Here is a 25,579-nt window from a genome sequence, read left to right on the forward strand (position 1 = left end):
CACTGGACAATCCCCTTTTAAGCTACTTCGGAGAAGCTGTTTAAAAATAGATTTATTAAAAACCATTGAGGCATTAAGAGCCACTAAGTATACTTAATTCTTAATGAAATTTCATTTCTTAATGGTTTTTCAGGTTGGCTTAGTTTACTATAAGTCTTTTGTTAATCAAAATTTAAACAGCTTTCAAAATTTACAGCAACAACTTCCTGTACGCGTTATCAAATACTTCTTTGCTGAAATGAGATTGTGTATAAGTATAGGCATTGTTCCCCATACGCCTGCGTTCTTCCGGATGGCGGATCAGCCATTCCAGCAGCTGCACGCCCTCTGCCACAATGCCCGGCTCCGCTGTTGCTGTAATCAGCAACCCGTTCTCCTTATCGGTTATATAATCCGGTATGCCGTCCACATTTGTCGACAATACCACTTTGCCCCGGGCCATCATATCCATCACTACCAGGGGGAGCCCTTCGTAGGCCGAAGTAAGGATCAGCACATCTGCCAGCTGGTATTCCCTGTGCAGTGCAGCCGGATCGGTGATCTGTCCATGCAGGGTACAGTAGACGGCTACTTCCGGCGGAATGATGGCTTCCACATCCCCTACAAAAGAAAAATGTACGGCCGCTTCCTTCCGGTGCAGTTCTCCTGCAATAGCAGCGATCAGGTGCACCCTTTTTTGGGGAGCGCCCCTCCCCACAAATAATACCTGTAGCGGAAGACGGTCATTCATCGGCTGTAAGGGAGGGATATCAATCTTATTATCAATAAAAAGCAGCCGCTCATAATACTTTGGGGGCAACTGGCTGGCGGCATACTGCTGCTCCACATCCCGCTTAATTTTCGGCGTACTAAAAATACGCTGGTCCATATCATTAACAAAGCCCAATGAAAAAGGAAACCAGGTATTCAAATGGCAAAGTTCTATACGCTTTGTGCCTTTTTTTACATGCGGAATGATCTTATAAAAAAAAAGCGACTCGCCGCCAAACACTACCGGGTTTTCCACCCTGTTGATCCAGGATGCCAGCACCCCTCTGAAAAAAAAGTTTACAAAATGATATAGCTTATTGTCAATATATTTATGCAGGTCAATGATCCGTACGCCTTCCTGTTGAAACAGCGGCAGGAACTTATTATTCTTTGGTTTCTTGCTGAAGATGATCAGCGGCCGCTCATTTGCGATGCACGCTGTTATGTCCGCATTTACTTTTATAGAGCCGCCGATATCAGCGCTCGGGAAAAACAAAAAATGCCGGTGCCGGGTCTTCAGCCCGAAAAAATAACCGGCGATCTTTCCCAGCAGTACAAACGGGTACATCAGTACCAGTTCCAGCTGCTTTTTCCGTACGGCCGCTTGATACCTGCTCATCCGGAATATTTTTGTAGTAACCGGGCCAGGTAACCCTGACCAAAGCCAATTTGCAACTCATCTAAAATACCGGCGATGGCAGACACATCAATATCAAACGAGCTACCCCTTTCTACCAGCGTATAACTTCCCTCCTGCTGCAAAAACTGTTCAATGGCCTTTACAACAGTTAGCACATGATAGCTTTCGTTGTTGGCAATATTCGTAATCTGGTTCTGATACAGACCTTGCTTCAGGATATGGTCTGCCACGGCAAATACATCATCCAGATCGATCAGGTTGCGGGAGGCATGCGCCCACACGTCAAAATTGGTACTGGTACGTATATGATTGATATAATAGTTGAAGATCGTATTGGGATTTCCGGAGCTGCCTACCACGTTCGAAACCCTGAAAATATGAAACCTGGCAGCATTACGGCAGATATAATCCTCCACCCGGAGCTTATGCTGCACATAATACCCGGCCTGCTCCGTTGGGTCATAGATGCCGCAGGTGCTGAAATACACCAACTGTTTTTCCGGATGCGCTGCGAGCGTCGTCTGCAACAATTCCATCTCACGGGCATAATCGGCTTCGCGATGACTTTTTGAATTAGACACACCCGAAGCGAACACAACAAAATCGTCCTGCTGCTGATAAACCGAAAACCGTTTTGCGATCATACCATTTCCTACAATCATGTGTTTATCTTTTCTATTGCATCCATCGCCCGCCGGGCAATTTTATCCCAGCGAAAATAATCATAAAATACGGCCGGCATCACACCGTTTTCCTGTTGCAGCACCGCCGCCATTTCGGCTGCAAATTGCCGGTCATCCCTGTCGGCAACAACCCGGAGCTGCGTACCGGCCACCTCCTGCGGCACCCCAAAAGCGCCTTTTTTATACGACACGGCCGGGGTATTGCTGCCCAATGCCTCTACCAGCTTTGTTTTGATGCCGCCCCCTTCTGCAACCGGGTTAATAAACAGGTCTGCCGCCAAAAAATAAAGCTGGATGTCTTCTACAAACCCCCGGTACAGGATGTCCTTTTCCTCCTGCGCTTTCATTTCCTGTACAAGCGCATCGGGAAGCCCTCTCCCGCAGATCAGGATCTTGTAAGCCCCTGAAAACTGCTGCCGCAGCAGCGGGTTGATCGATCTTAAAATGGCCACTACGGCATCCAGGTTGGGGCCATAACTGAGCGTACCATTAAAAAGTACCAGGCGCGTGCCGGTATCAATACCCAGCGCGTTGCATAAAACACGCTTTGCTTCCTGCTTTGCCTCCGCAGAAACAGGAGCCAATTCAATGCCATAGGGCACCACCACACATTTTTCTGGCATTAAGGAGTAATGTTGCAGCGCAAAATCCCGGTCCTCCGGGGTAATAAAAAAGCTCAGATCCGCAAGCCGGTGTACCTGCTTTTCATAGCGGAATAAGAGCTTCCACCACCATTTTTTCAGATCCCGGAACCGGAGGCCTTCAATATTATGAGAGCGGACGATAAGCTTTTTTCCTGCAAACCGCTGCAGCAATATACCCAGCCAGCCAAAATAAGGATGTTCCAGTACCAGGTAACGGATCCCCCGATCCTTCAATAAACGCCGCAGCCTGAAGAACAGCAGGGGGTTCAGGTACCGGAATTTATTCCGGCTGCTCCCCAAAACAGGGGGTGTGCTATACAATGTACTTAACGGTTCATTTTCCACAACGGTGAGGCAGGTTAGCGCACCATATACCGCCAGGTGTTTCGAAAAATAGTAAACAGCCTTTTCCCCGCCTGTAACAGGCGGAACGATCTTATACGGAACCAGGGATGCGATCTTTATCAAACCACTGCTTTATTGCTTTTCCTTCGATCCGACCACCATTGCAGGGCACCACCTCCCAACACCAATATAACAACCAGGATGGAGCTGACATAGGAAATGGTCAGTCCCTTCTGAATGGTTTGCGGTTCAAATACAAATTTAACGGCGTGTTTTCCTGCCGGCACAACAAGCCCTCTCATAAAGTAGTTCGTCTTAACAATGGGAGCTTCCTTACCATCGATGGTTGCTTTCCAGCCCGCCGGGTAATACACTTCACTAAAAACGGCAAACTGGGGCACATTGCTGGTACTGCTATACTCAATTTCATCGTTGGTGTACTTTGTAAGCAGGATCCGGGATGCAGTATCAGCCTGAACACTGCCTATAGCAGCCATTGCCGCTTGCGGCACAACCGCCGTATCCCGCAATTGCGTGGTGCCGATTGCCTGTAGTTCACTGGCCGCATCTGCCTCCGGCTTCAATCCTTTTACAAACCATGCAGCACCATAAGCTCCGGCATTGGGAATGGTTACCAGTTGCCCCTGCTGGTTCTGCGTAATAATATACCTTGTATCCAGCGCATTCAACAGCTCTTGCGGAGGTTGTCCGGCACCAAAATACCGCTCAATGATATCCTGATAAATACGCAGCTTGGCCGCATGATACCCCAGTACCGAACGGTGATAATAGGCCGTATGGTTCCCGTTCATGGCCTCCACAAAATTCAGCACCCGGAAATGCGGGTCCTTATCCTGGAGAATCTGCTCATCCGCCGGCGTTTTAGCAAAAGCCATGGCATCACCGCTGTCTTTGGGAACGTATACCTCATCCGGCAAATATTTTTTATCAACGGACCACAGGTCCACAAAAAGAACAAGTCCCAAAATAACCGTTGCTATGGCCGGCTTTAATGCATTTTTCAAATAGAAATAAAGAACGCCCAGCAACAGGGCCACAAAAGCCAGGGTACGCAACAGCTGGCCACCAAACAAAGCTTGCCGGTCGGCCTTCAAACCCGCTACCACAGCAGGATACAGGCTTGGATTGGCTTTATCAAAGCCGCCACCGGTCAGCATGGTTTCTGCCAGCCCCGGCGTATAGCTTTGCCCCAGGTATACTAACACAATCAAAGCAATCAGTCCGCCCAATACATACAGGATCTGTTTAAAATGCTGTTTTAACAGGTCCTTTCCTTCTGCCGAAAAGAAGAGCTTTTGCACGGTAACAGCAGCCATCACCACCAATGCCAGCTGGGGTATAACAAGGGCCATAGAGGGCGCCCGGAATTTATTATATAAAGGCAGGTTATGCAGCAGGAACAGGTTTATTCCCGGAAAAAAGCTTCCCCAGCTCATAACAATGCTCAACGCCGTAGCCGATAAGAGCCCCCATTTTAACGGTCCTTTTATGATCACAAAACCGATCAATGCCAATAAACATATAAGCGCTCCTACATAAGGAGGGCCATTGGTGCCTACTTCACTGGCTTTGATCATGCCGCCCCAATAAATAGGCAAATTGGCAAGCTGTGCGGTGGCCTGCGCCGGAACGCCCTGCTCCGACAATTTTTCAATTACTTTAGAATCTTCGCCAATCACTGTTGTACCATCCCCGATACTGGCGCCGCCCACTGCTTTTGGCATTAATAACACCAATGGCTCCTGCATCCGCATACTATAAGAAAAAGCATAATCCTCATCCAGCCCGGTGGTTTTCGTATTGGTAACCTGGTCTCCTTTTATCTCCACCGATTTTCCACCACGCATGGTAAACTCCGTATACTCTTTAGTGGCTGCATAACTCAGGTAATAGGACCCCAGCCCCACCAGGGCGGCTACGCCACTCAGCACAACGGCGATGCCGATTTGTTTAAAGTCCTTTTCACGGATCCACCGGGCAATATAAAAAACAGTAATGAACCCGGCTATAATAAAGAAGTAATAGTTGATCTGCGGGTGATTCGACATCAGCTCCTGGTAGGCCCCCAATGTAGCCACCGCCAGCCCTATCCAGTACCGCTTATTATAGATCAGCAGCAACCCTGCCAGCAACAGCGGCATAAAGCCGATCGCATACATTTTGGTTTCATGCCCCGCCTGAAGGATCACCGGGTTATAGGTGGCAAAGCCGTAGGCCAATGCCCCTAAAACAGCGGTCAGGGGATTCAACCCCATCGCCAGCGCCAGGATATAAAAACAAATACAGGCAATAAACAGGAAGTTGGCCGGGTTCGGTAATCCCAAACCAAAAATTTTTGTAAGATCGGGTAATACCGATTTTCCCACTAAATAGATCTGGTAATTGGGCATCCCGCTAAAAAGAGCGGTATTCCAAAGCGGTGCTTCCCCTGTTTTTTCTTTTATCTCCAATGCATTCTGTGCCGCACCCTTCCAACCAATAATGTCATGCTGGCTCAAAACATTGCCCTCCAGTACTGGTTTACAAAACACCAGCGATACCACTACGAAAATGACAACAGCAATAACATGCGGAACTATTTTTTTAACCCAATTACTTTTCATGCGTTATTTATTAATGTGCCTGGATGCTTGATACTACTTGATGCTTGATACTCGATGCTTGATACTCGATACTTGATACTCGATACTCGATATTTGATGCTCGATGTTCGATGCTTTGATGCTTAAATCCAACATCCAGAATCGAGCATCCAGAATCCAATACCCAATATCCATTTTCTAAAGTGAGCAAAATAATGCTATTTTACAAGAAATTAGTTGATGCGCTGGTTAATATTTTTATCAAAAGTTGCTTTTTTGTGTGGCGTTACGGTGATCCTGGCCTTCTCTCTCCTGTTTAATGAATGGAATAAAGGCGAAACGGTCAGCTCCTCTATTATTACCTCCGGATACGCGCTGGGGCTGATCCTGATCCCCCTCATCAACATAATCTATCTTATCTGCTGGATCACCGGGAAGAAGCCGGGAAGCATTGTACCCCGGTGGCTGATCTTTTTTAATATCATCTGCCTCCTCCTTATTTTTGCATACACATTTTATATTAATGATCCATACTATCACCAAAAATAAGCCCACAAAGCTGTTTATCCTGCTGGGCTGTTTTTTTGTTGCCAATGCCATCGTAGCCGAAGTAATCGGGGTTAAAATATTTTCACTCGAAAAAACGATCGGGATTACGCCCTTTAACCTGAACCTCTTTGGCAATGCCTTTTCCTTCAACCTTACGGCCGGCGTGCTTTTGTGGCCGGTGGTCTTTATCATGACGGATATCATCAACGAATATTACGGCATGAAGGGGGTCCGGTTCCTCTCCTACCTGGCGGCAGCACTCATCGGATATACCTTCCTTATGTTTCAGGGTGCCATATCGCTTTCCCCCGCCGACTTCTGGGTATCTAATTTTACTAAAAACAACGTTCCCAATGCCGACCACGCCTACCGGGTAATGCTGGGCCAGGGTTCCTGGATCATCATCGGATCACTGAGCGCTTTTTTACTGGGGCAGATCCTGGATGTAGCCGTTTTTCACCGCATCAAAAAAGTTACCGGCGAAAAAGCTATCTGGTTGCGGGCCACGGGCTCAACCCTGGTGTCCCAGCTGATAGACAGCTTCCTGGTACTCTTCATAGCTTTTTATATCGGGCCAAGGGTTTCCGCCAACCAGGGGGAGCCCTGGAGCCTTGTATTGGTGCTCAGTATCTGTGTTGGAAATTATATTTATAAATTCATCGTGGCTATTATCATGACCCCCGTGATCTACTGGGTGCACAATGCTATCGAAAAATACCTGGGAACAGAACTGGCAGCGTCTATAAAAAAGGATGCAATGAAATAGACTTGAGATTTGAGACCTGAGAACTCAGATTTGTACCGATGGCTACCCTATCTGGAACAATTTGAAATGCCTCGCGGAGTGCTAATGACGGACAACGTCAAATCTCAAACATTAAACGTTGAACATTGAACTTAAAACGTCTCTGCCCAACCAATAAATCTTAGTATTTTTAAAGAAATCAACCTATCTTTGCGTGGTTTTTTTAATCTCCAACTAATATAAATGTCTGATAATCAATCACCCGCAATTTTACTTTTAGAAGACGGAACCGTTTGTTCAGGAAAAGCCTTTGGCGCCATTGGTACTACTACCGGTGAAATCTGTTTCAATACCGGCATGACCGGCTACCAGGAGGTATTTACGGATCCCAGTTACTATGGCCAGATCGTGATCATGAACGCTGTGCATGTAGGAAATTATGGGGTGATCGATGAGGATGTGGAGTCTGACAGTGTAAAGATCCTGGGAGTGATCGCCAAAAACCTGAATGAGAACTATTCCCGCAAGAGAGCCAATGGTTCGCTGGATGAATACCTGAAAAAAAACAATATCGTTTCCATACACGATGTAGATACAAGAGCGCTTGTAGCACATGTCCGCACCAAAGGTGCTATGAACTGTATCATTTCATCAGAGATCTTTGATGTGGAGGAACTTAAAAAACGCCTGGCAGAAGTGCCTTCAATGGACGGCCTGGAACTGGCCTCCAAAGTAAGTACAAAAGAAATATATGAGTCTGGTGATCCGCAGGCCGGCATCCGCATTGCGGTGATGGATTACGGGATCAAACGCAATATTATCAAATGCATGACCGACCGCGGCGCCTTTGTAAAAGTATTTCCGGCAAAAACATCTTTTGAGGAAGTAAAAGCCTTTAACCCCGATGGGTACTTTATATCCAACGGACCCGGTGATCCGGCAGCGATGGAATATGCCGTAGCGCAGTTGAAACAGATTCTGGACGAAGGCAAACCGATGTTTGGCATCTGCCTGGGGCACCAGTTACTGGCGCTGGCCAATGGTATTGCCACTTTTAAAATGCACCACGGCCATCGCGGATTGAACCATCCTGTAAAGAACCTGGTTACAGGCCGCTCCGAAATCACCACACAGAATCATGGATTTGGGGTAGACCCGGATTCCGTAAAAAACTCAGAGCTGGTAGAAATCACCCATGTAAACCTGAACGATCAATCCATCGAAGGTATCCGGATCAAAGGGAAACCGGCGTTCTCCGTTCAATACCACCCCGAGAGCACCCCCGGCCCCTACGACTCAAGATACCTGTTCGACGATTTTATCAACCTCATCAAACAGTCGAAACATAATTAGATCTTCAGTTCGCCCAACCGCTGTAGTGCATACAGCATACAGGTAACATGCATCGACTGGATAAACGCATTATCCCGGAACATTTCCTTAAACTGTTCCATGGACACCAGCTCTATCCCGATTTCTTCGTTGGCATCCAGTTCCTGCGCCCCTGTTTTGCGCCCCCCGGTTGCCAGGAACATATACATCCAGTTGTTATTGGTAGAAGGATTTGCACAGGTTTTGCCCAGGTATTCATACTTCGAAAACTCGTAACCCGTTTCCTCCTTTAGCTCCCTGCTGATCGCCGCTTCCAAACTGGCATCGGTATCATCTACACAGCCGCCGGGAATCTCATAATGCGTTTCGCCTATCCCATGCCGGTACTGGGTTTCCAGCAATACCTGGTTATCCTCCGTAAGCGCAAAGGCCGTAACCCAGGTAGGAAATTCATATACATAATAGGGATCTACTATTTTCCCCTCAGGTGTTTCGCACCGGTCTCTGCGCACGGTAAACCAGAGGTCTTTAAACAGGTATTCGGATGAAAGCGTTTTCCAGTTCATTACGGCCATTTTTATTTTTCTCTTAATGCACCTGCAACAGTTCCACTTCAAACAACAGGGTAGCACCACCGGGAATATCACGACCCGCGCCCCTGTCGCCATAAGCCAGGTCGGACGGGATCCACAGCCGCCAGTGGCTGCCTTCCTTCATCAGGGGTATAGCAATCTGCCATCCTTTGATGAGCGCCTTCAAAGGAGCCGTAAAAGGCTGGTTCCGTTTAAAAGAGCTGTCAAACTCGGTACCATCCAGCAAGGCACCCCGGTAGTGTGCCGTTACCGACTGATTAACGGTTGGCTGCTTTCCGGCGCCCTCTTTGATCACCTCGTACTGGATCCCTTCCGGAAGTGTTTGCACGCTTTCCTTATCTTTATTTGTCTCAAGAAATTTCCGGCCTTCTTCTTTTTGCACCTCAAGTTTATTATTCATAAATGCTTTCAGTTTATCCTGTAACCCCATGATATGTTTTTATACTATCAAAATTAAATAGCCCCAAAGATAACAAATCCGGTTCAAAAAGACCGGCGCATTCACTACCCCGCCAGGGCGAACGCATCTAAATTAGAGCCTGCTGTTTTAGATAAGATCGGCACCCTCGAGGATGTAGCCACTTCTTTAGCAGGATCGAGGTTATCGCTGCAACAAACAATGCAACCTGCATCGATTAAAGCATAGAAATTCTAAAGCCGGGTGTCCGCCGCGGCGGACCTACCACTTTGCATTAAAGCCGATAGAAACACCCATCTGGAATTCCCGCGGAGCGGGATAACCTCCCGATTCGAATCCTATCGTGTGGACACATTTCTTAAAGATGGTCAAAGAACCTGGAGTTTCATAAAAGGCAAATTTACAACAACTGAATAACGAATACTTATCGAAATAAAGCGGGTGTGGCCCAAAGGGTCCAATGTGCATAGCCCCTGGCTGCGCCAGGGGTAACAGATGGTGTATAGGACGCGGCCCCGGAGGGGTCGAATAGGGTCTCATAATAAATATTTTTCGTCAAATTCAACGCCATTCTCAATTAGCAACCGCTTATATTCATCGTAAAACATTTCATTCTTATGATGCTCTTTTTGATTCCTGACATAGTTGATGATGATATCATAGGTTATAAAATATTGTTCTGTCCGCTCTGATTTACATTTAATTTTCGAAGATCCAATCTGGTTCATTACATTCGACCCCTCCGGGGCCGCATCGGCTACGCTTCTCTTCCCCCGGCTTTGCATATAGCACCCTGCGGGCACAACTACAGAATGATCGCCCGGTACAACCCCAAAAAATGTGTCCACACGATAGGATGGCGATCGGGATTTTTGGGCAAACAAAAAGGCTAGCCAAATATATAAAAAGGGGCAAAACACCGGCACAACAACCTTTCATGATAAATTTTATATTTCGCCAAAACTTACTTTTTTTATCACTTTTGGCGAAATCTAAAATATGGGAACAATCATAGGAAGAACAGATGAAACCCGGATCCTCACAGACATTGCAAGTACACCAGAAGCAGAATTGGCAGCCATTTACGGAAGGCGGCTTGCACAACCGGATCACCCGCCAGATCCGCCTGCCGCCATTTCCCTTGGCCGAAACCGAAGCCCTCTTCCGGGCGCATCATGTTGAGCTGGACCGGCACCAGGTGCTGCAACTCTATATGGCGATGGGGGGCGTGCCCCAGTACCTCAAACAGGTAAAGCGTGGCGAAAGCGCCGTACAGGCCATTAACCGGATCTGCTTTTCAAAAGACAGCTACCTGTCCAACGAGTTCGATAATCTTTACCGTTCGCTTTTCGACAGCGCCCAGCATCATATCACCATCGTAAAAGCATTGGCCGGCAAACCAACAGGACTTACAAGAAATGAGATCATCCGTACCCTGCGGTTATCATCCGGCGGCGGCATTACGCAAACCCTCGATGAGCTTACAGAATCGGGGTTCATCAGTTCCTATATTCCTTTTGGGAAAACCCTCAAAAACAGTATCTACAAATTAGCGGATGAATACTCGCTGTTTTACCTGAAATTTATCGCCGTTAATAAAAAATCAGGAAAAAGCACCTTGAGCAACTAAAAACGGCCCTGGGTATTTCAGGTATTTATACCAGGGAAAGCATCTGGAGAAGTGCCGCAAAAACACCGGGCCAAAGGGGCGCGCAGATCGATCTTGTGATCGATCGCAACGACCGATGCATTCATCTTTTTGAAATGAAATTTACCACCGGCAAGCTGGCGCTAACAAAAGCCTCCATCGCGGATCTGCTGCGCAAACAGGAGCTTTTTATGGAACATACCGGAACCCGGAAAACAACATTCCTCAGCATGATGACCACCTATGGTATCAGCAATGCAGACGATCATGCCGGCATCATCCAGCACCAGCTTACGATGGACGTATTGTTTCGCCCTGCCGGCCTCATGTTTTAACCTTCCCGCAGGTGTTTCCCCGTCAGGTTAATAAATACATCTTCCAGGTTCGCTTTTTTTACTTCCTTCGGGCGCTCAAACCCGGTTGCCACCAGGTTATCAATTAACTGATCCGGGGTATCCAACGCAACAATGGTTCCCGAATCAATAATGGCGATCCGGTTACAGAGGTATTCTGCCTCATCCATATAATGTGTGGTAAGAATAACGGTGGTACCCGCGGCATTAATTTTCCGGATCAACTCCCACAGGTTCCGGCGCGCCTGCGGGTCAAGACCGGTAGTAGGCTCATCAAGGAATACGATCCGGGGCTTATTGATCAGCGTTGTAGCCACCGAAAACCGTTGCTTTTGTCCGCCGCTCAGATCTTTGAACTGCGCCTTTACCTTTTCTTCCAGGTTCACCATTTTCAATAACTCCATCGCATTTACCCGCTGGTTATACAGGCCGGCAAAAAGATCGATCAGCTGTACCAGGTTCAAGCCCGGGTAATATCCGCTGGCCTGAAGTTGTACACCAATAACGCCTTTGATCCGGTCCGGCTCCCGGTCCAGATCAAACCCCGCCACTATTACTTTTCCACCCGTTTTGGGGCGTAGTGTTTCAATGATTTCCAGCGTAGTGGATTTGCCGGCGCCATTGGGGCCCAGCAGCCCGAAAATTTCGCCTTCCTGTACCTCAAACGAAATGCCTTTTACCGCCCTGAATTGATCATAATCCTTTACCAGATCACGTACGGAAATTATAGGAGTTGTCATGGGGCTAAAACTACAACTAAGTTGGCAAAAAAGGACGACCTTCGCCGCAAAACAATGAAGATGAAGGTTTACAAATTCGGAGGAGCATCCGTAAACAGTGCCGAGCGGATTTCAAATGTGGCAGCTATCCTGGAGCGTTTTTCCGATGAGGACCTGGTAATTGTAATTTCCGCAATGGGCAAAACCACGAACGCCCTTGAAAAAGTAGTACAGGCTTTTTACACAGAAAGAAAAGATGAGGCCCTGCAGCTTTTTGAAGAAATAAAACGACAACATCTTACAACGGCCAAATACCTGCTGGTTACCCATTACCTGGCCTGCGAAGCCCGGCTGCGCGATTTTTTTACCGAGGTGGAATGGATGCTGCACGATGCCCCGGTGCGGGAATTTGATTATTATTATGACCAGGTGGTCAGTGTGGGCGAATTGCTGTCTACCTGCATTGTCAGCTTTTATCTTTCCGAACGCGGCATTCCAAACAAGTGGGTGGATGTGCGCGATATTTTCCGGACCGATGATAATTTCAGAGACGCCAACATCGATTGGACATTTACACAACAGCAGGTCAGCCGCCAGATCGTTCCACTCGTTCAGCAGAAGCAATGGGTCATCACCCAGGGGTTTATCGGCGCCACTGATGAAAACGAAAGCACTACGCTGGGGCGCGAAGGCAGCGACTATTCCGCCGCCCTTCTTGCCAATATGCTTCAGGCGGAAAGCCTCACTATCTGGAAAGATGTAGCCAGTATCATGAGTGCGGACCCCAGGCAGATCCCCGATGCCCTTCCTATCCATTCCCTCAGCTATAATGAAGTCATCGAAATGGCATACTATGGCGCACAGGTAATCCATCCCAAAACCATCAAGCCGCTGCAGAATAAGAACATTCCGCTATACGTAAAATGCTTCCTGGATGCTGATCTGCCCGGAACCGTTATCAGCGATGCCATCAGCAAGGACCTGCCCCCGATCATTGTTATTAAAGACAACCAGGTGATGATGGAATTAAAAACGAAGGACTTTTCCTTTGTGGGGGATGCCCATGCTTACCAGCTGTATCAATGGTTTAATGAGCATTCCCTGCGTCCCACACTTACCCAAAACGGCGCTATCAGCCTCACTTTTGCCTTTGACAACTGGGAAGAGAAGATCAGCCGGTTTTCATCGGCAGCAGCCGAAGTATTTGATGTGCATATAACCCCGGGGTTAACGCTTACCACTATCCGGCATTATAATGAAACAGCCCTGAAGCAGTACATCCATCAAAAAGAAATATTGGTAAAACAGCAAACGCAACGCAACATCAGAGTGCTGCATCATTAATCATCTATTCCCCGTTTACGGTAATGGTTTGCACCATTTTTTTTGCAACCGGTTTTTCCCGCAAAATGGCAGGCGTCCAGGCGGGCATCTTCTCCAGTTTTGATAACAATACTTTATCAAAATAATCGTCCACTGCTCCTTTCAGGATCTTAAAGTTGACCGGGCTGCCATCCTTATCGATAATAAACTCCAGCTGCACATAGGCATGGGTCACACTGTCTGGTAATTCCTTTACCATTTCGGATCCGACCCTTTTTACATATTCTGAAAATGCAGCGGCGCCACCGGGATACTCCGGCCATTTAGCTACTGCATCGGCTACAAAATCTACTTTCCGGTGACTGGGAACAAAATTTGATTTTGGACGTTGTTTGGGCTGAAAACGCGGCGTCAGCACCGGGGCATCGCTGATCACGTACTCCCCGTTATCTTTTGTCATAACCACCGGCAGTTGCTTGTGCTGTTCAAAATATTCAAATGCTTCTTCCAGTTTTACGTTGAGCGCCTTGTAGGAAGGATCCGCTTCCAGCAGCTTATTCAGATACTCATAGCTCCGTTTTACGCTGTAGTTAATCGGGAATATATGAACCGGTATATAATCCAGCCCCGCGCTTTTTGCCCCGGCGGTCAACAGGTAAAGCTCATCAATCTGGTCATTTTTAATAGGAATACACCCCACAGTAGCGCAGCCTCCGTGTATAAAAATATCACCGCCGGGTTTGGCCTGGTCGGCAAGAATGCGGTCCGATGCATTGGGATAATTCAGCCCCAGCGATAAATAATAAGCGCTATTGGGATTAAACTCATTGATATAATAAAAGCCCTCCGGCACCTGGTAATCACCCTCAAATCGCTTGGGCCCCAGGGAACCGGCCAGTGCGCATACTTTATAAATTTTCAGGAGTTTGTATTCTTCCTTTATTGAATTCTTCACCCATACTTCCAGCTGGCTGTCGTATTTGAACGAGCGGAGGTATACGTACTTCGCCGGCCAGTCGAGCCCCTTCAGTTTAAAAAGATTCTTCAGGTATTCCCCTTTTCTTTGAAAAGATTCTTTGGGACGCGGAAGACTGGTTTGCGCATCAAAAAAAGCCCCGTAAGATACAGTGGGCGTATAGGAATTTTGTGCAGAGCTGAATATAGAAAATGTAAAAATGCTTGCAATAACAAAGTAACCCCTTTTTCCTCTCAGTTTTAAAGCCATCTTAATTCAATAATAGTTCGCCGGATCAATTAATCGCCGCTTAAATATTTTATCCCTAACCGCCGCCATCTTTCCTGTATTCCAATAGTAACGAAAAAAGCAGGCGCATATTTCGGTTAAGCGCTACAAATTATCTACAAATTTAGCTTTTATGTGTTAAAAAATATACAATATATCCTGGATCATTGAATTTCACCCATTTAAAATCTGCTTTATTTTTCGGTTCCGGATGCAGGAAGCTTCTTATTTTTGAAACTTAAAATGATTGATTTACGTTCTGATACCGTAACGCGTCCTTCGCCCGGCATGCTGCAGGCGATGATGCAGGCTACAACCGGTGACGATGTTTTTGGGGAAGATCCCGCGGTGAATGAGCTGGAAGCCCGTTGTGCCGCCTTGTTCCGGATGGAGGCCGCAATCTTTTGCGCCAGTGGTACCCAAACCAACCAGATTGCCATTAAATGCCATACCCAGCCCGGCGATGAGGTTATCTGCGATGCAGACGCCCATATTTACCAGTATGAAGCCGGCGGCATCGCTTTTAATTCCGGAGCATCGGTTCGTTTGCTGCCCGGCAACTATGGGCGCATTACGGCCGCGCAGGTGGCTGCAGCCATCAATCCGGATGATGTGCACAAATCGCCCAGCAAACTGGTTTGCATAGAAAACACCAGTAACCGGGGTGGCGGAAGTTGTTATGATTTTGAAGAACTGAAAAAGATCCGGGAAGTATGCAATACCCACGGCATGGGCTTTCATCTTGATGGGGCCCGGTTGTTTAATGCCCTTATTGCCCGCGGAGAAACCACTGAACAATATGGAACCTTGTTTGACAGCATTTCCATTTGTTTTTCAAAAGGTTTGGGCTGCCCCGTTGGCAGCGTATTGCTGGGAAATAAAGCCTTTATTGCAAAGGCACGGCGCTTCCGCAAAGTGCTGGGAGGTGGTATGCGCCAGGCCGGCATCCTTGCAGCCGCCGGCACCTACGCCCTGGAGCATCATATTACCCGGCTGCAAACAGACCATACACATGCAGCGGCCATTGCCGGGGCACTGCAGCACAGCCCTTTTGTTGAAAACATTTTACCGGTAGCCACAAATATCATTATTTTTGAAACAGTCGGCATTACTGCGTCCGACCTGGTTGCAAAGCTCCGGTTACAGGGCATTCTTTGTAATGCTGTTGCCCCCAACCGCGTCCGGTTTGTACTCCACCTCGATATTACGGAGCAGATGGTACGGCAGGTGATCGAAAAGATCCGGCCCATTTAAAAACTACTAAAGAAAAAATTATGTTACCCACCCAAAATCCTTCCAAAACTAAAAGCTGGAAAAAATTAGCTTCCCATTCGGAGATGATGAAAGCCGTGTCTATGCGGGATCTGTTTGCCGCCGATGATCAGCGTTTTCAACGATATTCTATTCGTCATGGAGCCCTGCTCTTTGACTATTCAAAAAACAGGATCACCGGTCAAACGCTTCAATTGCTGACGGAACTGGCAAAGGAAACACAATTGCCGGATGCGATTCGCGCCATGTTTTCGGGCGAACTCATCAACCGGACCGAGCATCGTTCGGTATTACATACTGCGCTCCGGTATTTTGGTAAAGAAGCCATCATGAGCAATGGCGAAAATGTAATGCCCGCTGTACGCAAAGTACAACAGAAAATGAAGCGCTTTTGTGAAGCTGTACACAGCGGATCGCATGTGGGGTATACCGGAAAAAAAATCAGGTCTGTTGTAAATATCGGGATCGGGGGAAGCGATCTCGGACCTTTTATGGTTACAGAGGCCCTGAAGCCCTACACCGTTAAAGGCATTGAAGCCTATTTTGTATCAAACGTTGATGGCACCCAGATCACGGAAGTGCTCAAAAAAGTAAACCCCGAAACAACGCTTTTCCTGATCGCGTCTAAAACGTTTACGACCCAGGAAACCATGACCAATGCGCATACGGCCCGGGACTGGTTCCTGAAAAAAGCCAAAGACCTTAAACAGGTTTCCAAACATTTTGCCGCCCTGAGCACGAATGAAAAAGAGGTAAAGAAATTCGGCATCGATACAAAAAACATGTTTGAGTTTTGGGATTGGGTAGGCGGCCGCTATTCCCTTTGGTCCGCCATTGGTTTATCCATTGCCCTAACCATTGGATACAGCAATTTTGAAGCGCTTTTGAAAGGAGCTTACGATATTGATGCGCATTTTAAAACGGCGCCGTTTGAGCAGAACATCCCGGTGATTATGGCGCTTGTGAGCCTTTGGTATATCAATTTCTTTGGAGCACAAACAGAAGCCATACTTCCCTATGACCAGTACCTGCACCGCTTTCCGGCCTATTTTCAGCAGGGCAATATGGAAAGCAATGGCAAAAGCGTGGACCGCAATGGCAAAAAAGTCGCCTACGCTACGGGGCCTGTGATCTGGGGCGAGCCCGGCACCAACGGACAACATGCGTTTTACCAGCTCATACACCAGGGCACCCCTTTAATCCCCTGCGATTTTATAGCCCCGGCGCAAACGCATAACCCGGTGGGTGATCATCATCAAAAATTACTTAGCAATTTTTTTGCTCAAACAGAGGCCCTGATGAACGGGAAAACCCTGAGGGAAGTAAAAGAAGAGTTGAAAAAATCGGGGCTGTCAAAAGCCGATATCGACCGGCTGGCACCCTTTAAGGTTTTTGAGGGCAATAAACCCACTAACTCCTTCCTGGTAGAAAAGATCACCCCCTTTACACTGGGTCAGCTGATTGCTTTGTATGAGCATAAGATTTTTGTACAGGGAGTCATCTGGAATATTTACAGTTTTGACCAGTGGGGCGTTGAGCTTGGCAAACAGCTGGCCAACAAAATCCTGCCGGTCCTGGATGATGATGCACCGGTAACAGGACACGACAGCAGCACCACCGGCCTGATCAACGCATATAAAAAGATGCGCTAAAAAAGGTTATATTTGCCGGCTAAATACCCGGTATTTAAGAATTGGTGATATATGAAAAAAATTGAGCTGGAAATCGTGGCCCTGTCGCACAGTATTACGCAAACGCACTCGTATGCCGTAGTACTGGGTGAAGTAAATGGCTTGCGCCGCCTGCCGATCGTTATCGGCGGCTTTGAAGCACAGGCCATTGCAGTTGCCCTGGAAAAAATGAATCCCAGCCGGCCGCTGACCCACGACCTGATGAAGAATTTTTTTGTAGCATTTAATATCGATCTGCACGAAATTATTATTTCAGATCTGCAGGAAGGCATCTTTTTTAGCAAGCTCATCTGCTCCTCCGATCATGACACGGTAGAAATCGACAGCCGTACTTCCGATGCTATTGCCCTTGCTGTACGGTTTGGCTGCCCCATTTACACTTATGAAAACATACTGGAAACGGCGGGTATTGTGATGGATGAAAAAGGAGAGCCCAAGGCAACAAAAGAAGAAGCCGTAGGCGGTACCACGGGCGAACCCATGCGGGACGATCTGAAAACACTGAGCCTCGAAGAGCTCAATGTAATGCTAAGCGAAGTGCTGGAGAACGAAGACTATATCCGGGCCATTGCCATACGGGATGAAATTAACAGCCGCACGCGGGGATAAGCGCGCTGGTTCATTACTTAATTACGCCTTCAAAAAAAGTGGTATTTTTTTCCAATTGCAAAATAAACTTAGGGCTGCATATCATCGCAAGGCGGCCAGACGGATATCATGATCTGGAAACCGTTTTTTACCCCCTCCCCCTTTATGATGTAATGGAGCTGCTGCCTGCTTCCCAAACAGAGCTGATCCTTCATGGGCTTCCCATACCCGGAAACAAAGAGACCAACATCGTATGGAAAGCCTGGCAGATGCTGAAACAGGATCTGCCGCAACTGCCCTCCGTCCGGTTTCACCTGCTAAAAAACATTCCGGCCGGCGCCGGCCTTGGAGCGGGAAGCGCCAATGGGGCAACCGCCCTTACAGCACTGAACCATTTCTTCAATCTGCAATTGTCGCAAAAACAATTATTAAAATACGCTTTGCAGTTGGGCAGCGACTGTCCGTTCTTTATTTTGAATACACCCTGCTACGCCATGGCCCGGGGCGAAGCGCTTCAACCCATTTCACTGAACCTCTCCGGCTATTATATCGTGGTGGTGAACCCGGGTATCCATATCAGCACTCCATGGGCGTTTAGCCGTATTACCCCGGCCCCACCCGCCCGCTCCCTGGAAGAATTGCCAGCCGTTCCGCTTTCACAATGGGCACCGCTGGTCACCAATGACTTTGAGCAACTGGTGTTTGATGCCTATCCTCAGGTGAGCGCCATTAAAACACAATTATTGGCTATGGGCGCTGTTTTTGCCGCCATGACGGGCACCGGGAGCACTGTATTCGGTTTGTTTAAAAACCAGCCTGATATACCAGTGTTTCCGGACACTTATTTTGTCAGATGCGTTTCCCTGGATACGAGAATGCTAAATGCTGAGAGCTGAATGCCAAACGCTGAAGGCTAAATGCTGAACGCCTGTTTCCGTACCAAAATTCGTTTCCCCGGATCTATTGACCATTGCCACATTTCCAAATTTTCAAATTTCTCATTTTTTCTGTATCTTGCAGCTATGCTTATAGCAGCTACACGTCAACTTCCATTTTTGCGACAGCATCTTGATCTGTTGAACCACTGACATGCTGTAATGTGGTGAGCCGGATCTGCTCCGGTAATTGCTTATTTTCTGATTCTTTATTTTTTATTCCTAATTTCTAATTTTTCTGTTTATGTCTGCCGTTACTCAAAGTAGTGAACATTATTTTATGGATCTGGAAGAAGCCTGTGGCGCGCACAATTACCATCCGCTTCCGGTTGTATTATCAAAAGGAAAAGGCGTATTTGTATGGGATGTGGATAACAACCGGTACTATGATTTTTTAAGTGGCTATTCGGCCGTAAATCAGGGCCACTGCCATCCCCGCATTGTAGCTGCGTTTACAGAGCAGGCGCAGCGCCTTACGCTCACGAGCCGGGCATTTTACAATGACAAACTGGGCGATTTTGAAAAATACATTACCGGCCTGCTGGGCTATGATAAAGTATTGCCGATGAATACCGGCGTGGAAGCCGTGGAAACAGGAATCAAACTTTGCAGAAAATGGGCCTACGAAGTAAAAGGCATTCCCGAAAACGAGGCGCTCATTATTGTTTGTGAACAAAATTTTCATGGAAGAACCACAACGGTTATTTCCTTTAGCAGTGATGATTCCTCAAAAAAGAACTTCGGCCCCTTTACCGGCGGCTTTATAAAAATCCCTTATAACGATACCGCTGCATTGGCTGCGGCACTTCAACAAAAGCATGTGGCAGGTTTCCTGGTGGAGCCCATACAGGGGGAGGCAGGTGTAATAGTGCCGGACGCAGGTTATCTTTCCACGGCCAAACAGCTTTGTGAAGCAGCGGGCGTATTATTTATCGCCGATGAAATACAAACCGGCCTTTGTCGCACGGGGCACCTGCTGGCCTGTGATGCGGAGCAGGTAAAACCCGATATCGTATTATTAGGAAAAGCCCTGAGCGGCGGTATGATGCCCATTAGCGCCGTATTGGCCAATGATGAAATCATGCTGACGATTAAGCCAGGCGAACATGGTTCTACTTATGGCGGCAACCCGCTGGCAGCTGTTACGGCCATTGTTTCTTTACAGGTATTAGTGGATGAGGACATGGCCGGTAACGCCCGGGAACTCGGCGCCTTTTTCCGGAAACAGCTCCGGGAATTGGGCTCACCACATATACGCACGGTAAGAGGCAAAGGACTGCTCAATGCCATTGAGATTCATGCGCCGGATCCGGAAGCCGCCTGGAAGCTATGCCTGGAAATGAAAAAGAACGGGCTCCTGGCTAAACCCACACATGGTGATAAAATCCGGTTTGCGCCTCCCCTTTGCATTACAAAGACGCAGCTGGAAGAGGCGGTTGAAATGATCCGCCTTTCTTTAAACTGTCTCAATGTCTAAAATAATAACGCATTACTTTTCATCGGTACTGATCGGTATTATCGATGGTATCATCATCCCGCTAACAGTATTTTGTTTCCTTAGCGGTTTGGGCCGGGCCCCATCCGATGCCTGGGACTTTACCCTGTATGCAACATTGACAACCGCCATACTGCTGGCCGCCAGCGGCTTTTTTACGCGAAAGGAGGAATTGTCTCACACCCACGACAAAAAGATCCTGGATGTATACAAGGGCCTGGATGTTGCCGACCATATAAAAGCGGACCTCATCGAAGATGCGCGGAGGGAAAGCAGCGAATGGGGAGCAGCATGGAATGATAAAGCGGCGCCGGATACATCATTGCCGCCAATCAGCTACGCCTTATTTATTTTTGCCGGTTGCCTCACGGGCGGCCTGATCGTCCTTTTGAATGCCCGGAAGTACCCGCTCCCCGGCTATTTATTTTTCTTAATTCCCACGATCATACTGGTAGTTGCCGGGTTTATAAAATACCGGCTATTTGGGCGGCCGGTTTGGGGAGGAGTTGTATTAACTGCCGGAGGGGGTATGCTTGCAGCACTGGGAGCCTATTGGATTGGCACCTTGTTGTAGCATCGGACGAGGTTTAAAGTTTAAGGTTCAACGTTAAATTCTGAACATTAAACATGGAACATTAAACCTGAAACCGTATTCAATCCTCCTGCCCGGTTTCTTCCTTCAGCTCCATCTTCGGAAACAGGATCGTCAGCATCAGGATCACTGAAGCCAGCAATGCGAGGTACAGGCCTATTTGCCGTTCCGGACAGTCCCCCGCTTCGCAGCGGCCAAAAAGAATAAAATTCCGGATCGCCCAGGACAGATTCAGCACTCCAAACAGGAGGTTCAGCCTTTTAGCCCAGATCCGGGCGATAAATGTAAGCACCAGGATCAATGTTGTTAATATAAAGTGGTTATAGGCCGGTTTGCCATAACGGGTACCGGTAGTGTCAATTCCCGATAAGCTAAGTCCGATAGATCCTATCTGTGCCCAGGGCATAAAACAGGCAATTGTCAGGATGATTGCGGCAAAAAGCGCCAGCCACTGGGAGCGACTTAAAATTTTCATCCTGCAAATAAAGAACAATCACCCTTATAAAACAAGAGCGCCCCTTTAAAAAGAACGCTCTTAAAATTTTATAGGATAAACGGCTGAATGGTCGCGTATAAAAATCAGAGGAAAACCACACTGATCTTTTTTGACCCTGTAAAGCAGCAACGGCCCGTTCAATTATTCCGAATACTATGCCAAAGTTCAAAAATCGCCGGAAAAAAAATTATCTTGCAACTGGTAAAAAGGCCGCTTGAGCAAAATCATCAGCATACCGGTAACCGCGGAAGAAAGTGATACGGAGCTTCTGGATCAGTTCAAACTCAGGAACGATCAGGAAGCCCTGGCCCGTTTGTACCTGAGGTACAGTGATTTAATATACGGTGTATGCCTCAAATACCTGGAAGATCCGGAGGATGCTAAAGACGCTGTAATGAACATTTACCAGGAGTTAAGAGAAAAGCTGCCCCGGCATGAAGTACAGCATTTCAAAAGCTGGCTTTATGTACTGGCTAAGAATCACTGCCTTATGATTTTACGGGCGGAAAAAAAAAATATTACGGTAAATTTAGATACACAGGTTGTGCAATCAGGCGATCTTTCGCATCTGGATAGTGTTATTGAAAAAGAGGAGACCTTTAAAAAACTGGAAAAATGTATGGAATTGCTTCCGGACGAGCAGGAACAAACCATCCGGCTGTTTTATTATGAAAGCAAATGTTATAATGAAATAGCGGAAACGACCGGTATGGAGTGGAACAGGGTACGGAGCCTGATACAAAATGGAAGGAGGAATTTAAAAAACTGTATGGATAAAAATGCCAACTGATCCTACATATCAGTATACCATCGAAGATATCCGGCGCTATCTGAGCGGCAGCATGTCTCCTGCAGCCATGCATGAAATGGAAAAGGCGGCGTTAACAGACCCCTTCCTGGCAGATGCATTGGATGGCTACCGGCAGGCAAACCCATCCGCAACAGCCGCCCATCTGAACGAAATCCGGAGCCTCATTATGGGGCAGGATGTGCAAAAAACATCCGCTCCTCCCGTGGTAACATTGTATACGCCCCGTTCAAAATGGTGGAGGGCTTTGGCCGCGGCCGCCGTCATTGGCGTTATGGCAACCGGGGCCTGGCTATTTATGAAGCCAGGGCCTGCCCCAGCTCCAATCGCTAAAGTTAAGGAGCCCACGGCACCGGTAGTTGCGGCACCTCCGGCAGAAGCCCCTTCCCAGGATACCGCCATCCAAACAAGTTTGGCAAACACGGCGGCTGTAGAAAAAAAAGAAAATCTGCGGGCCGGCCGCAAGAAAGACAGGGTATCGGAAGCCCCCCCCATTGCCCCCGCCGCTGAAGAAAATGCGGTTCATACTGATGATATCGCCATTGCGGCCGACATACCCGTGAAAGATGTGCCCAACCTCCTTCAGGGTGCATTGCCTCCGAATGCTGTAGCCGAAAATGGCAGGATGCAGATACGTGGCATTAGCACGTTCCGGAAGATGGACTCCGCAGTAAAAAGACAGCAACTTTTGTCCAACCGTTGGGCAGGCCCCATCGGCGCTGCTGCAAAAGCGCGCGCCATAACGGACAAATCAGGTTTTATGATGGCCAAAAACGATGAGCAGTCCTATTATTTGGGCAGGGTTACCGACAGCGCAGGCGCTCCCATCCCGGGTGTAACCGTTACCAGCCCCCGCAACTATTCAACACTCTCCGGTGTAGATGGAAGCTTCCGTTTACCCGCTGCGCAGGATTCCGCCGGCAACCTGGCATTTATGGCTCCGGGATATAGTCCAAGAGTGCAACAACTCCTGGCGGGCAAAACGGCCGGAATACGGCTTACATTGTCAGATGCCGCTTTAGATGAAGTAGTAGTGGTCGGTTATGGCCGGCAAAAGAAGAGCGCCATCATTGGAAGCATCAACAGCAATAAAGTAGATACCCTGCCTTATAAAGAATCGCCCTATCCACAAGGCGGCTGGGATAGTTTTTACAATAAACTTGCTACCGAAATGGGCGTAAACAGCAGCAATGCCAGCAAAGACCTGCATCTCCGCTTCACTGTTGAGAATGGTTTACCCGAGAAATTTACCGTTATCAAAACACCGGACGATGCCACGGCACAAAAAGCCATTTCCATTATCAAAAAAGGGCCCAAATGGAAAACCGGGAAACGCAAAAAGAAAGTAGACCTGAAAATAAAGGTAGACTAATGATCAGCTGCAGCCAGGAGAATATTTATCGTAAAAGGGTGCAGGCAGGTTGACCTTTTCAGCCCGGGAGAATTTTCGCGAAGCGGAAGCGCCGATTTGCATTGTTACGATGGTACTACAAACACAGAGGCCGGGCCGCTACACCTGAATTCAAGCTGTGTTTATTAAAAGCGAATTTGTTATACGCCCTCTTCAAAATCCGCAATAATTCATATAAATTAGCAGGCCAAAGCATCCTTTATCCATGATCCATCCGATATGCGTGCTCCGCCTCCTGGTTCTTTCAGCATTCATCCAGTTCCAGCAAACAGCCGGGGCACAACAGCCAGCTGCCATGCAGCCCCCTAATATCATTTTTATCATCGGCGATGACATTAACCGGGATGATCTGGGAAGTTATGGCAACCCATCCGTCAAAACCCCGAACCTGGATAAGATGGCTGCTGAGGGTGCCCGGTTCGACAATTTTTTTGTAACCAGCAGCTCCTGCAGTCCCAGCCGGACGAGCATTCTTACCGGCCGGTATCCGCATAATACCGGTGCTGCAGAATTGCATACTCCTCTTCCGGCCGGCCTTACCTTTTTTCCTGAGCAGTTGCGTAAGGCCGGATATTATACAGCCTTGCTGGGCAAGTGGCATGAAGGGCCTGCTACTGCACGCGCCTATGACAGCATCATCAGCGATACACGCCGTAACGGCCCCGGGGGCGAAGCACAGTGGCTTAACATGATCTCCACCTGTAAGGCAACCGGCAAACCTTTCTTCCTTTGGCTGGCAACTTTTGATGCCCACCGGCCATGGTCGCCGGATAGCGATTTTACCATCACCCACGATCCGCAAAAAGATATCCGGGTTCCACCCTCGCTTGTCGATGACAGCGCCACCCGAAGAGACCTGGCCTCCTACTACAATGAAATTGGCCGGATCGACGCTTATTTGGGCAAGCTCCGGGAAGCGCTCGAACGGGAGGGACTGGCAGAAAATACCATTATTATTTTTACAGCAGACAATGGCCGCCCCTTTCCCGGAAGCAAGACCCGCCTGCAGGACCGGGGGCTCAAAGAACCATTGCTTCTTTACTGGCCCGGAAAGATCAGGCCCGGAATGGTCAGCAAGGCACTCATCAGCAGCATTGACATTGGGCCTACCGTGCTGGATATAGCCGGGGTTAAACCGGCATCTTCCATACAGGGGGCCAGTTTTCTGCCATTATTAAGTCAGCCCAAAAAGGGTTTTCGAACATACATTTTCGGGGAGCATAACTGGCACGACTATGAGGCCTATGAACGGTCAGTGCGTACAAAGGATTTCCTTTACATTTACAATGCCCGCCCTCAGTATGATAACGGGGGCCCCATCGATGCCAACCAAAGCCCGGCGGCCTATTCCCTGAAACAACGATCCGGCAGCCTTACGGCACTTCAGCAGGACGCCCTGCAGCAACCCCGCCCCGGGGAGGAGTTTTTTGTAATGAAGCGGGATCCCCTGCAGGTAAAAAACGAAATCAACAATCCAAAGTACCGGCAGCAGGTACAGTCCCTGCGCAATAAACTGCGGCAATGGCAGCTGGAGACGGGAGATACACAACCGGTACACCTTACACCCGACTGGTACCACCGCATTTCAGGCAAGGCATTACCCCGGAAGAATATCCGGGGCGAAATGCCCGGTGCCGCTGCAGATGCCACCCACAACAATAACAAAGGGCCCTTTTAAAGGCCCTCTGTTGAAAAACGATATT

25 protein-coding genes are annotated in these 25,579 nt (G+C 48.1%); 15 read left to right on the forward strand and 10 right to left on the reverse strand.

The window, feature by feature from the left end:
- Positions 1–190 precede the first annotated feature (190 nt).
- The 4 genes from GGU45_RS10655 to GGU45_RS10670 are packed head-to-tail and all read right to left on the reverse strand — an operon-like array spanning position 191 to position 5,686.
- Positions 191–1,369, reverse strand: coding sequence for a glycosyltransferase family 4 protein (locus GGU45_RS10655; protein WP_435224559.1), 1,179 nt, complete (start codon positions 1,367–1,369; stop codon positions 191–193).
- Positions 1,366–2,052 (reverse strand): NAD-dependent epimerase/dehydratase family protein, encoded by a 687-nt coding sequence (locus GGU45_RS10660; protein WP_435224561.1) that lies wholly within the window; start codon positions 2,050–2,052, stop codon positions 1,366–1,368. The genes GGU45_RS10655 and GGU45_RS10660 overlap by 4 nt, the downstream gene beginning before the upstream one ends.
- The gene (locus GGU45_RS10665) at positions 2,049–3,185 is read right to left on the reverse strand and encodes a glycosyltransferase family 4 protein (protein WP_435224562.1); all 1,137 of its coding nucleotides are present in this window, start codon (positions 3,183–3,185) and stop codon (positions 2,049–2,051) included. Before GGU45_RS10665 ends, GGU45_RS10660 begins: the two co-directional genes overlap by 4 nt.
- On the reverse strand, positions 3,182–5,686 hold the full coding sequence (locus GGU45_RS10670) for a YfhO family protein (protein WP_435224564.1): 2,505 nt from the start codon (positions 5,684–5,686) through the stop codon (positions 3,182–3,184). Before GGU45_RS10670 ends, GGU45_RS10665 begins: the two co-directional genes overlap by 4 nt.
- 219 nt (positions 5,687–5,905) lie before the next feature.
- Between GGU45_RS10670 and GGU45_RS10675 the strand changes: the two genes are divergently transcribed.
- The 3 genes from GGU45_RS10675 to carA all read left to right on the forward strand — a co-directional run bounded on the left by GGU45_RS10675 (position 5,906) and on the right by carA (position 8,312).
- Positions 5,906–6,214 carry a hypothetical protein gene (locus GGU45_RS10675; protein WP_435224566.1) on the forward strand — a complete coding sequence of 103 codons (309 nt, stop codon included), beginning with the start codon at positions 5,906–5,908 and terminating at the stop codon, positions 6,212–6,214.
- Positions 6,189–6,980, forward strand: a complete 792-nt coding sequence (locus tag GGU45_RS10680; protein ID WP_435224567.1) for a queuosine precursor transporter — start codon at positions 6,189–6,191, stop codon at positions 6,978–6,980. Before GGU45_RS10675 ends, GGU45_RS10680 begins: the two co-directional genes overlap by 26 nt.
- A gap of 222 nt (positions 6,981–7,202) precedes the next feature.
- Complete coding sequence (carA, locus tag GGU45_RS10685; RefSeq protein WP_435224569.1) at positions 7,203–8,312, forward strand: glutamine-hydrolyzing carbamoyl-phosphate synthase small subunit; 1,110 nt, start codon at positions 7,203–7,205, stop codon at positions 8,310–8,312.
- Here carA and GGU45_RS10690 read toward each other — a convergent pair.
- The 3 genes from GGU45_RS10690 to GGU45_RS10700 form a co-directional block, all read right to left on the reverse strand.
- Positions 8,309–8,857 carry an NUDIX hydrolase gene (locus GGU45_RS10690; RefSeq protein WP_435224571.1) on the reverse strand — a complete coding sequence of 183 codons (549 nt, stop codon included), beginning with the start codon at positions 8,855–8,857 and terminating at the stop codon, positions 8,309–8,311. The genes carA and GGU45_RS10690 overlap by 4 nt on opposite strands.
- 22 nt (positions 8,858–8,879) lie before the next feature.
- Positions 8,880–9,314, reverse strand: coding sequence for a BamJ family beta-barrel-assembly machinery protein (bamJ, locus tag GGU45_RS10695; RefSeq protein WP_435224573.1), 435 nt, complete (start codon positions 9,312–9,314; stop codon positions 8,880–8,882).
- Between the two features lie 524 nt (positions 9,315–9,838).
- The gene (locus tag GGU45_RS10700; RefSeq protein WP_435224575.1) at positions 9,839–10,150 is read right to left on the reverse strand and encodes a hypothetical protein; all 312 of its coding nucleotides are present in this window, start codon (positions 10,148–10,150) and stop codon (positions 9,839–9,841) included.
- A gap of 176 nt (positions 10,151–10,326) precedes the next feature.
- Here GGU45_RS10700 and GGU45_RS10705 point away from each other — a divergent pair, with 176 nt between their 5' ends.
- Positions 10,327–10,932 carry an AAA family ATPase gene (locus tag GGU45_RS10705; RefSeq protein ID WP_435224577.1) on the forward strand — a complete coding sequence of 202 codons (606 nt, stop codon included), beginning with the start codon at positions 10,327–10,329 and terminating at the stop codon, positions 10,930–10,932.
- 134 nt (positions 10,933–11,066) lie between these two features.
- Positions 11,067–11,285: a hypothetical protein gene (locus GGU45_RS10710; protein ID WP_435224579.1), complete on the forward strand. Its 219-nt coding sequence runs from the start codon at positions 11,067–11,069 to the stop codon at positions 11,283–11,285.
- Here GGU45_RS10710 and GGU45_RS10715 read toward each other — a convergent pair.
- Complete coding sequence (locus GGU45_RS10715) at positions 11,282–12,043, reverse strand: ABC transporter ATP-binding protein (RefSeq protein WP_435224581.1); 762 nt, start codon at positions 12,041–12,043, stop codon at positions 11,282–11,284. The genes GGU45_RS10710 and GGU45_RS10715 overlap by 4 nt on opposite strands.
- Before the next feature lie 60 nt (positions 12,044–12,103).
- Between GGU45_RS10715 and GGU45_RS10720 the strand changes: the two genes are divergently transcribed.
- Positions 12,104–13,366, forward strand: a complete 1,263-nt coding sequence (locus GGU45_RS10720) for an aspartate kinase (RefSeq protein WP_435224582.1) — start codon at positions 12,104–12,106, stop codon at positions 13,364–13,366.
- A gap of 4 nt (positions 13,367–13,370) precedes the next feature.
- Here GGU45_RS10720 and GGU45_RS10725 read toward each other — a convergent pair whose 3' ends face one another.
- A complete protein-coding gene (locus tag GGU45_RS10725) occupies positions 13,371–14,570 on the reverse strand; it encodes a L,D-transpeptidase family protein (RefSeq protein WP_435224584.1) in 1,200 nt (399 codons plus the stop codon).
- Between the two features lie 261 nt (positions 14,571–14,831).
- On the opposite strand from GGU45_RS10725, the gene GGU45_RS10730 reads away from it, so the two are divergent.
- The 6 genes from GGU45_RS10730 (at position 14,832) to GGU45_RS10755 (ending at position 21,143) form a co-directional block, all read left to right on the forward strand.
- Positions 14,832–15,842: a threonine aldolase family protein gene (locus GGU45_RS10730; RefSeq protein ID WP_435224586.1), complete on the forward strand. Its 1,011-nt coding sequence runs from the start codon at positions 14,832–14,834 to the stop codon at positions 15,840–15,842.
- A gap of 20 nt (positions 15,843–15,862) precedes the next feature.
- Positions 15,863–17,512 (forward strand): glucose-6-phosphate isomerase, encoded by a 1,650-nt coding sequence (pgi, locus tag GGU45_RS10735; protein WP_435224587.1) that lies wholly within the window; start codon positions 15,863–15,865, stop codon positions 17,510–17,512.
- A 51-nt stretch (positions 17,513–17,563) separates the two neighbouring features.
- Entirely contained in the window at positions 17,564–18,160 is a 597-nt protein-coding gene (locus GGU45_RS10740) for a bifunctional nuclease family protein (protein WP_435224589.1), read from the forward strand.
- Between the two features lie 38 nt (positions 18,161–18,198).
- On the forward strand, positions 18,199–19,035 hold the full coding sequence (ispE, locus tag GGU45_RS10745; protein ID WP_435224591.1) for a 4-(cytidine 5'-diphospho)-2-C-methyl-D-erythritol kinase: 837 nt from the start codon (positions 18,199–18,201) through the stop codon (positions 19,033–19,035).
- A 283-nt stretch (positions 19,036–19,318) separates the two neighbouring features.
- On the forward strand, positions 19,319–20,551 hold the full coding sequence (rocD, locus tag GGU45_RS10750; protein ID WP_435224593.1) for an ornithine--oxo-acid transaminase: 1,233 nt from the start codon (positions 19,319–19,321) through the stop codon (positions 20,549–20,551).
- Complete coding sequence (locus GGU45_RS10755; RefSeq protein ID WP_435224595.1) at positions 20,544–21,143, forward strand: VIT1/CCC1 transporter family protein; 600 nt, start codon at positions 20,544–20,546, stop codon at positions 21,141–21,143. Before rocD ends, GGU45_RS10755 begins: the two co-directional genes overlap by 8 nt.
- A 79-nt stretch (positions 21,144–21,222) precedes the next feature.
- On the opposite strand, the gene GGU45_RS10760 is transcribed toward GGU45_RS10755, so the two are convergent.
- Positions 21,223–21,636: a hypothetical protein gene (locus tag GGU45_RS10760; protein WP_435224596.1), complete on the reverse strand. Its 414-nt coding sequence runs from the start codon at positions 21,634–21,636 to the stop codon at positions 21,223–21,225.
- Between the two features lie 235 nt (positions 21,637–21,871).
- On the opposite strand from GGU45_RS10760, the gene GGU45_RS10765 reads away from it, so the two are divergent.
- The 3 genes from GGU45_RS10765 to GGU45_RS10775 all read left to right on the forward strand — a co-directional run bounded on the left by GGU45_RS10765 (position 21,872) and on the right by GGU45_RS10775 (position 25,554).
- On the forward strand, positions 21,872–22,447 hold the full coding sequence (locus GGU45_RS10765; protein WP_435224597.1) for an RNA polymerase sigma factor: 576 nt from the start codon (positions 21,872–21,874) through the stop codon (positions 22,445–22,447).
- The gene (locus tag GGU45_RS10770) at positions 22,437–23,837 is read left to right on the forward strand and encodes a carboxypeptidase regulatory-like domain-containing protein (protein WP_435224598.1); all 1,401 of its coding nucleotides are present in this window, start codon (positions 22,437–22,439) and stop codon (positions 23,835–23,837) included. The genes GGU45_RS10765 and GGU45_RS10770 overlap by 11 nt, the downstream gene beginning before the upstream one ends.
- 244 nt (positions 23,838–24,081) lie before the next feature.
- Positions 24,082–25,554: a sulfatase family protein gene (locus tag GGU45_RS10775; RefSeq protein ID WP_435224600.1), complete on the forward strand. Its 1,473-nt coding sequence runs from the start codon at positions 24,082–24,084 to the stop codon at positions 25,552–25,554.
- The last annotated feature ends 25 nt before the right edge of the window (positions 25,555–25,579 follow it).

Source organism: Niabella hirudinis (assembly GCF_051201075.1).
In the GTDB taxonomy this organism is placed as follows: domain Bacteria; phylum Bacteroidota; class Bacteroidia; order Chitinophagales; family Chitinophagaceae; genus Niabella; species Niabella hirudinis.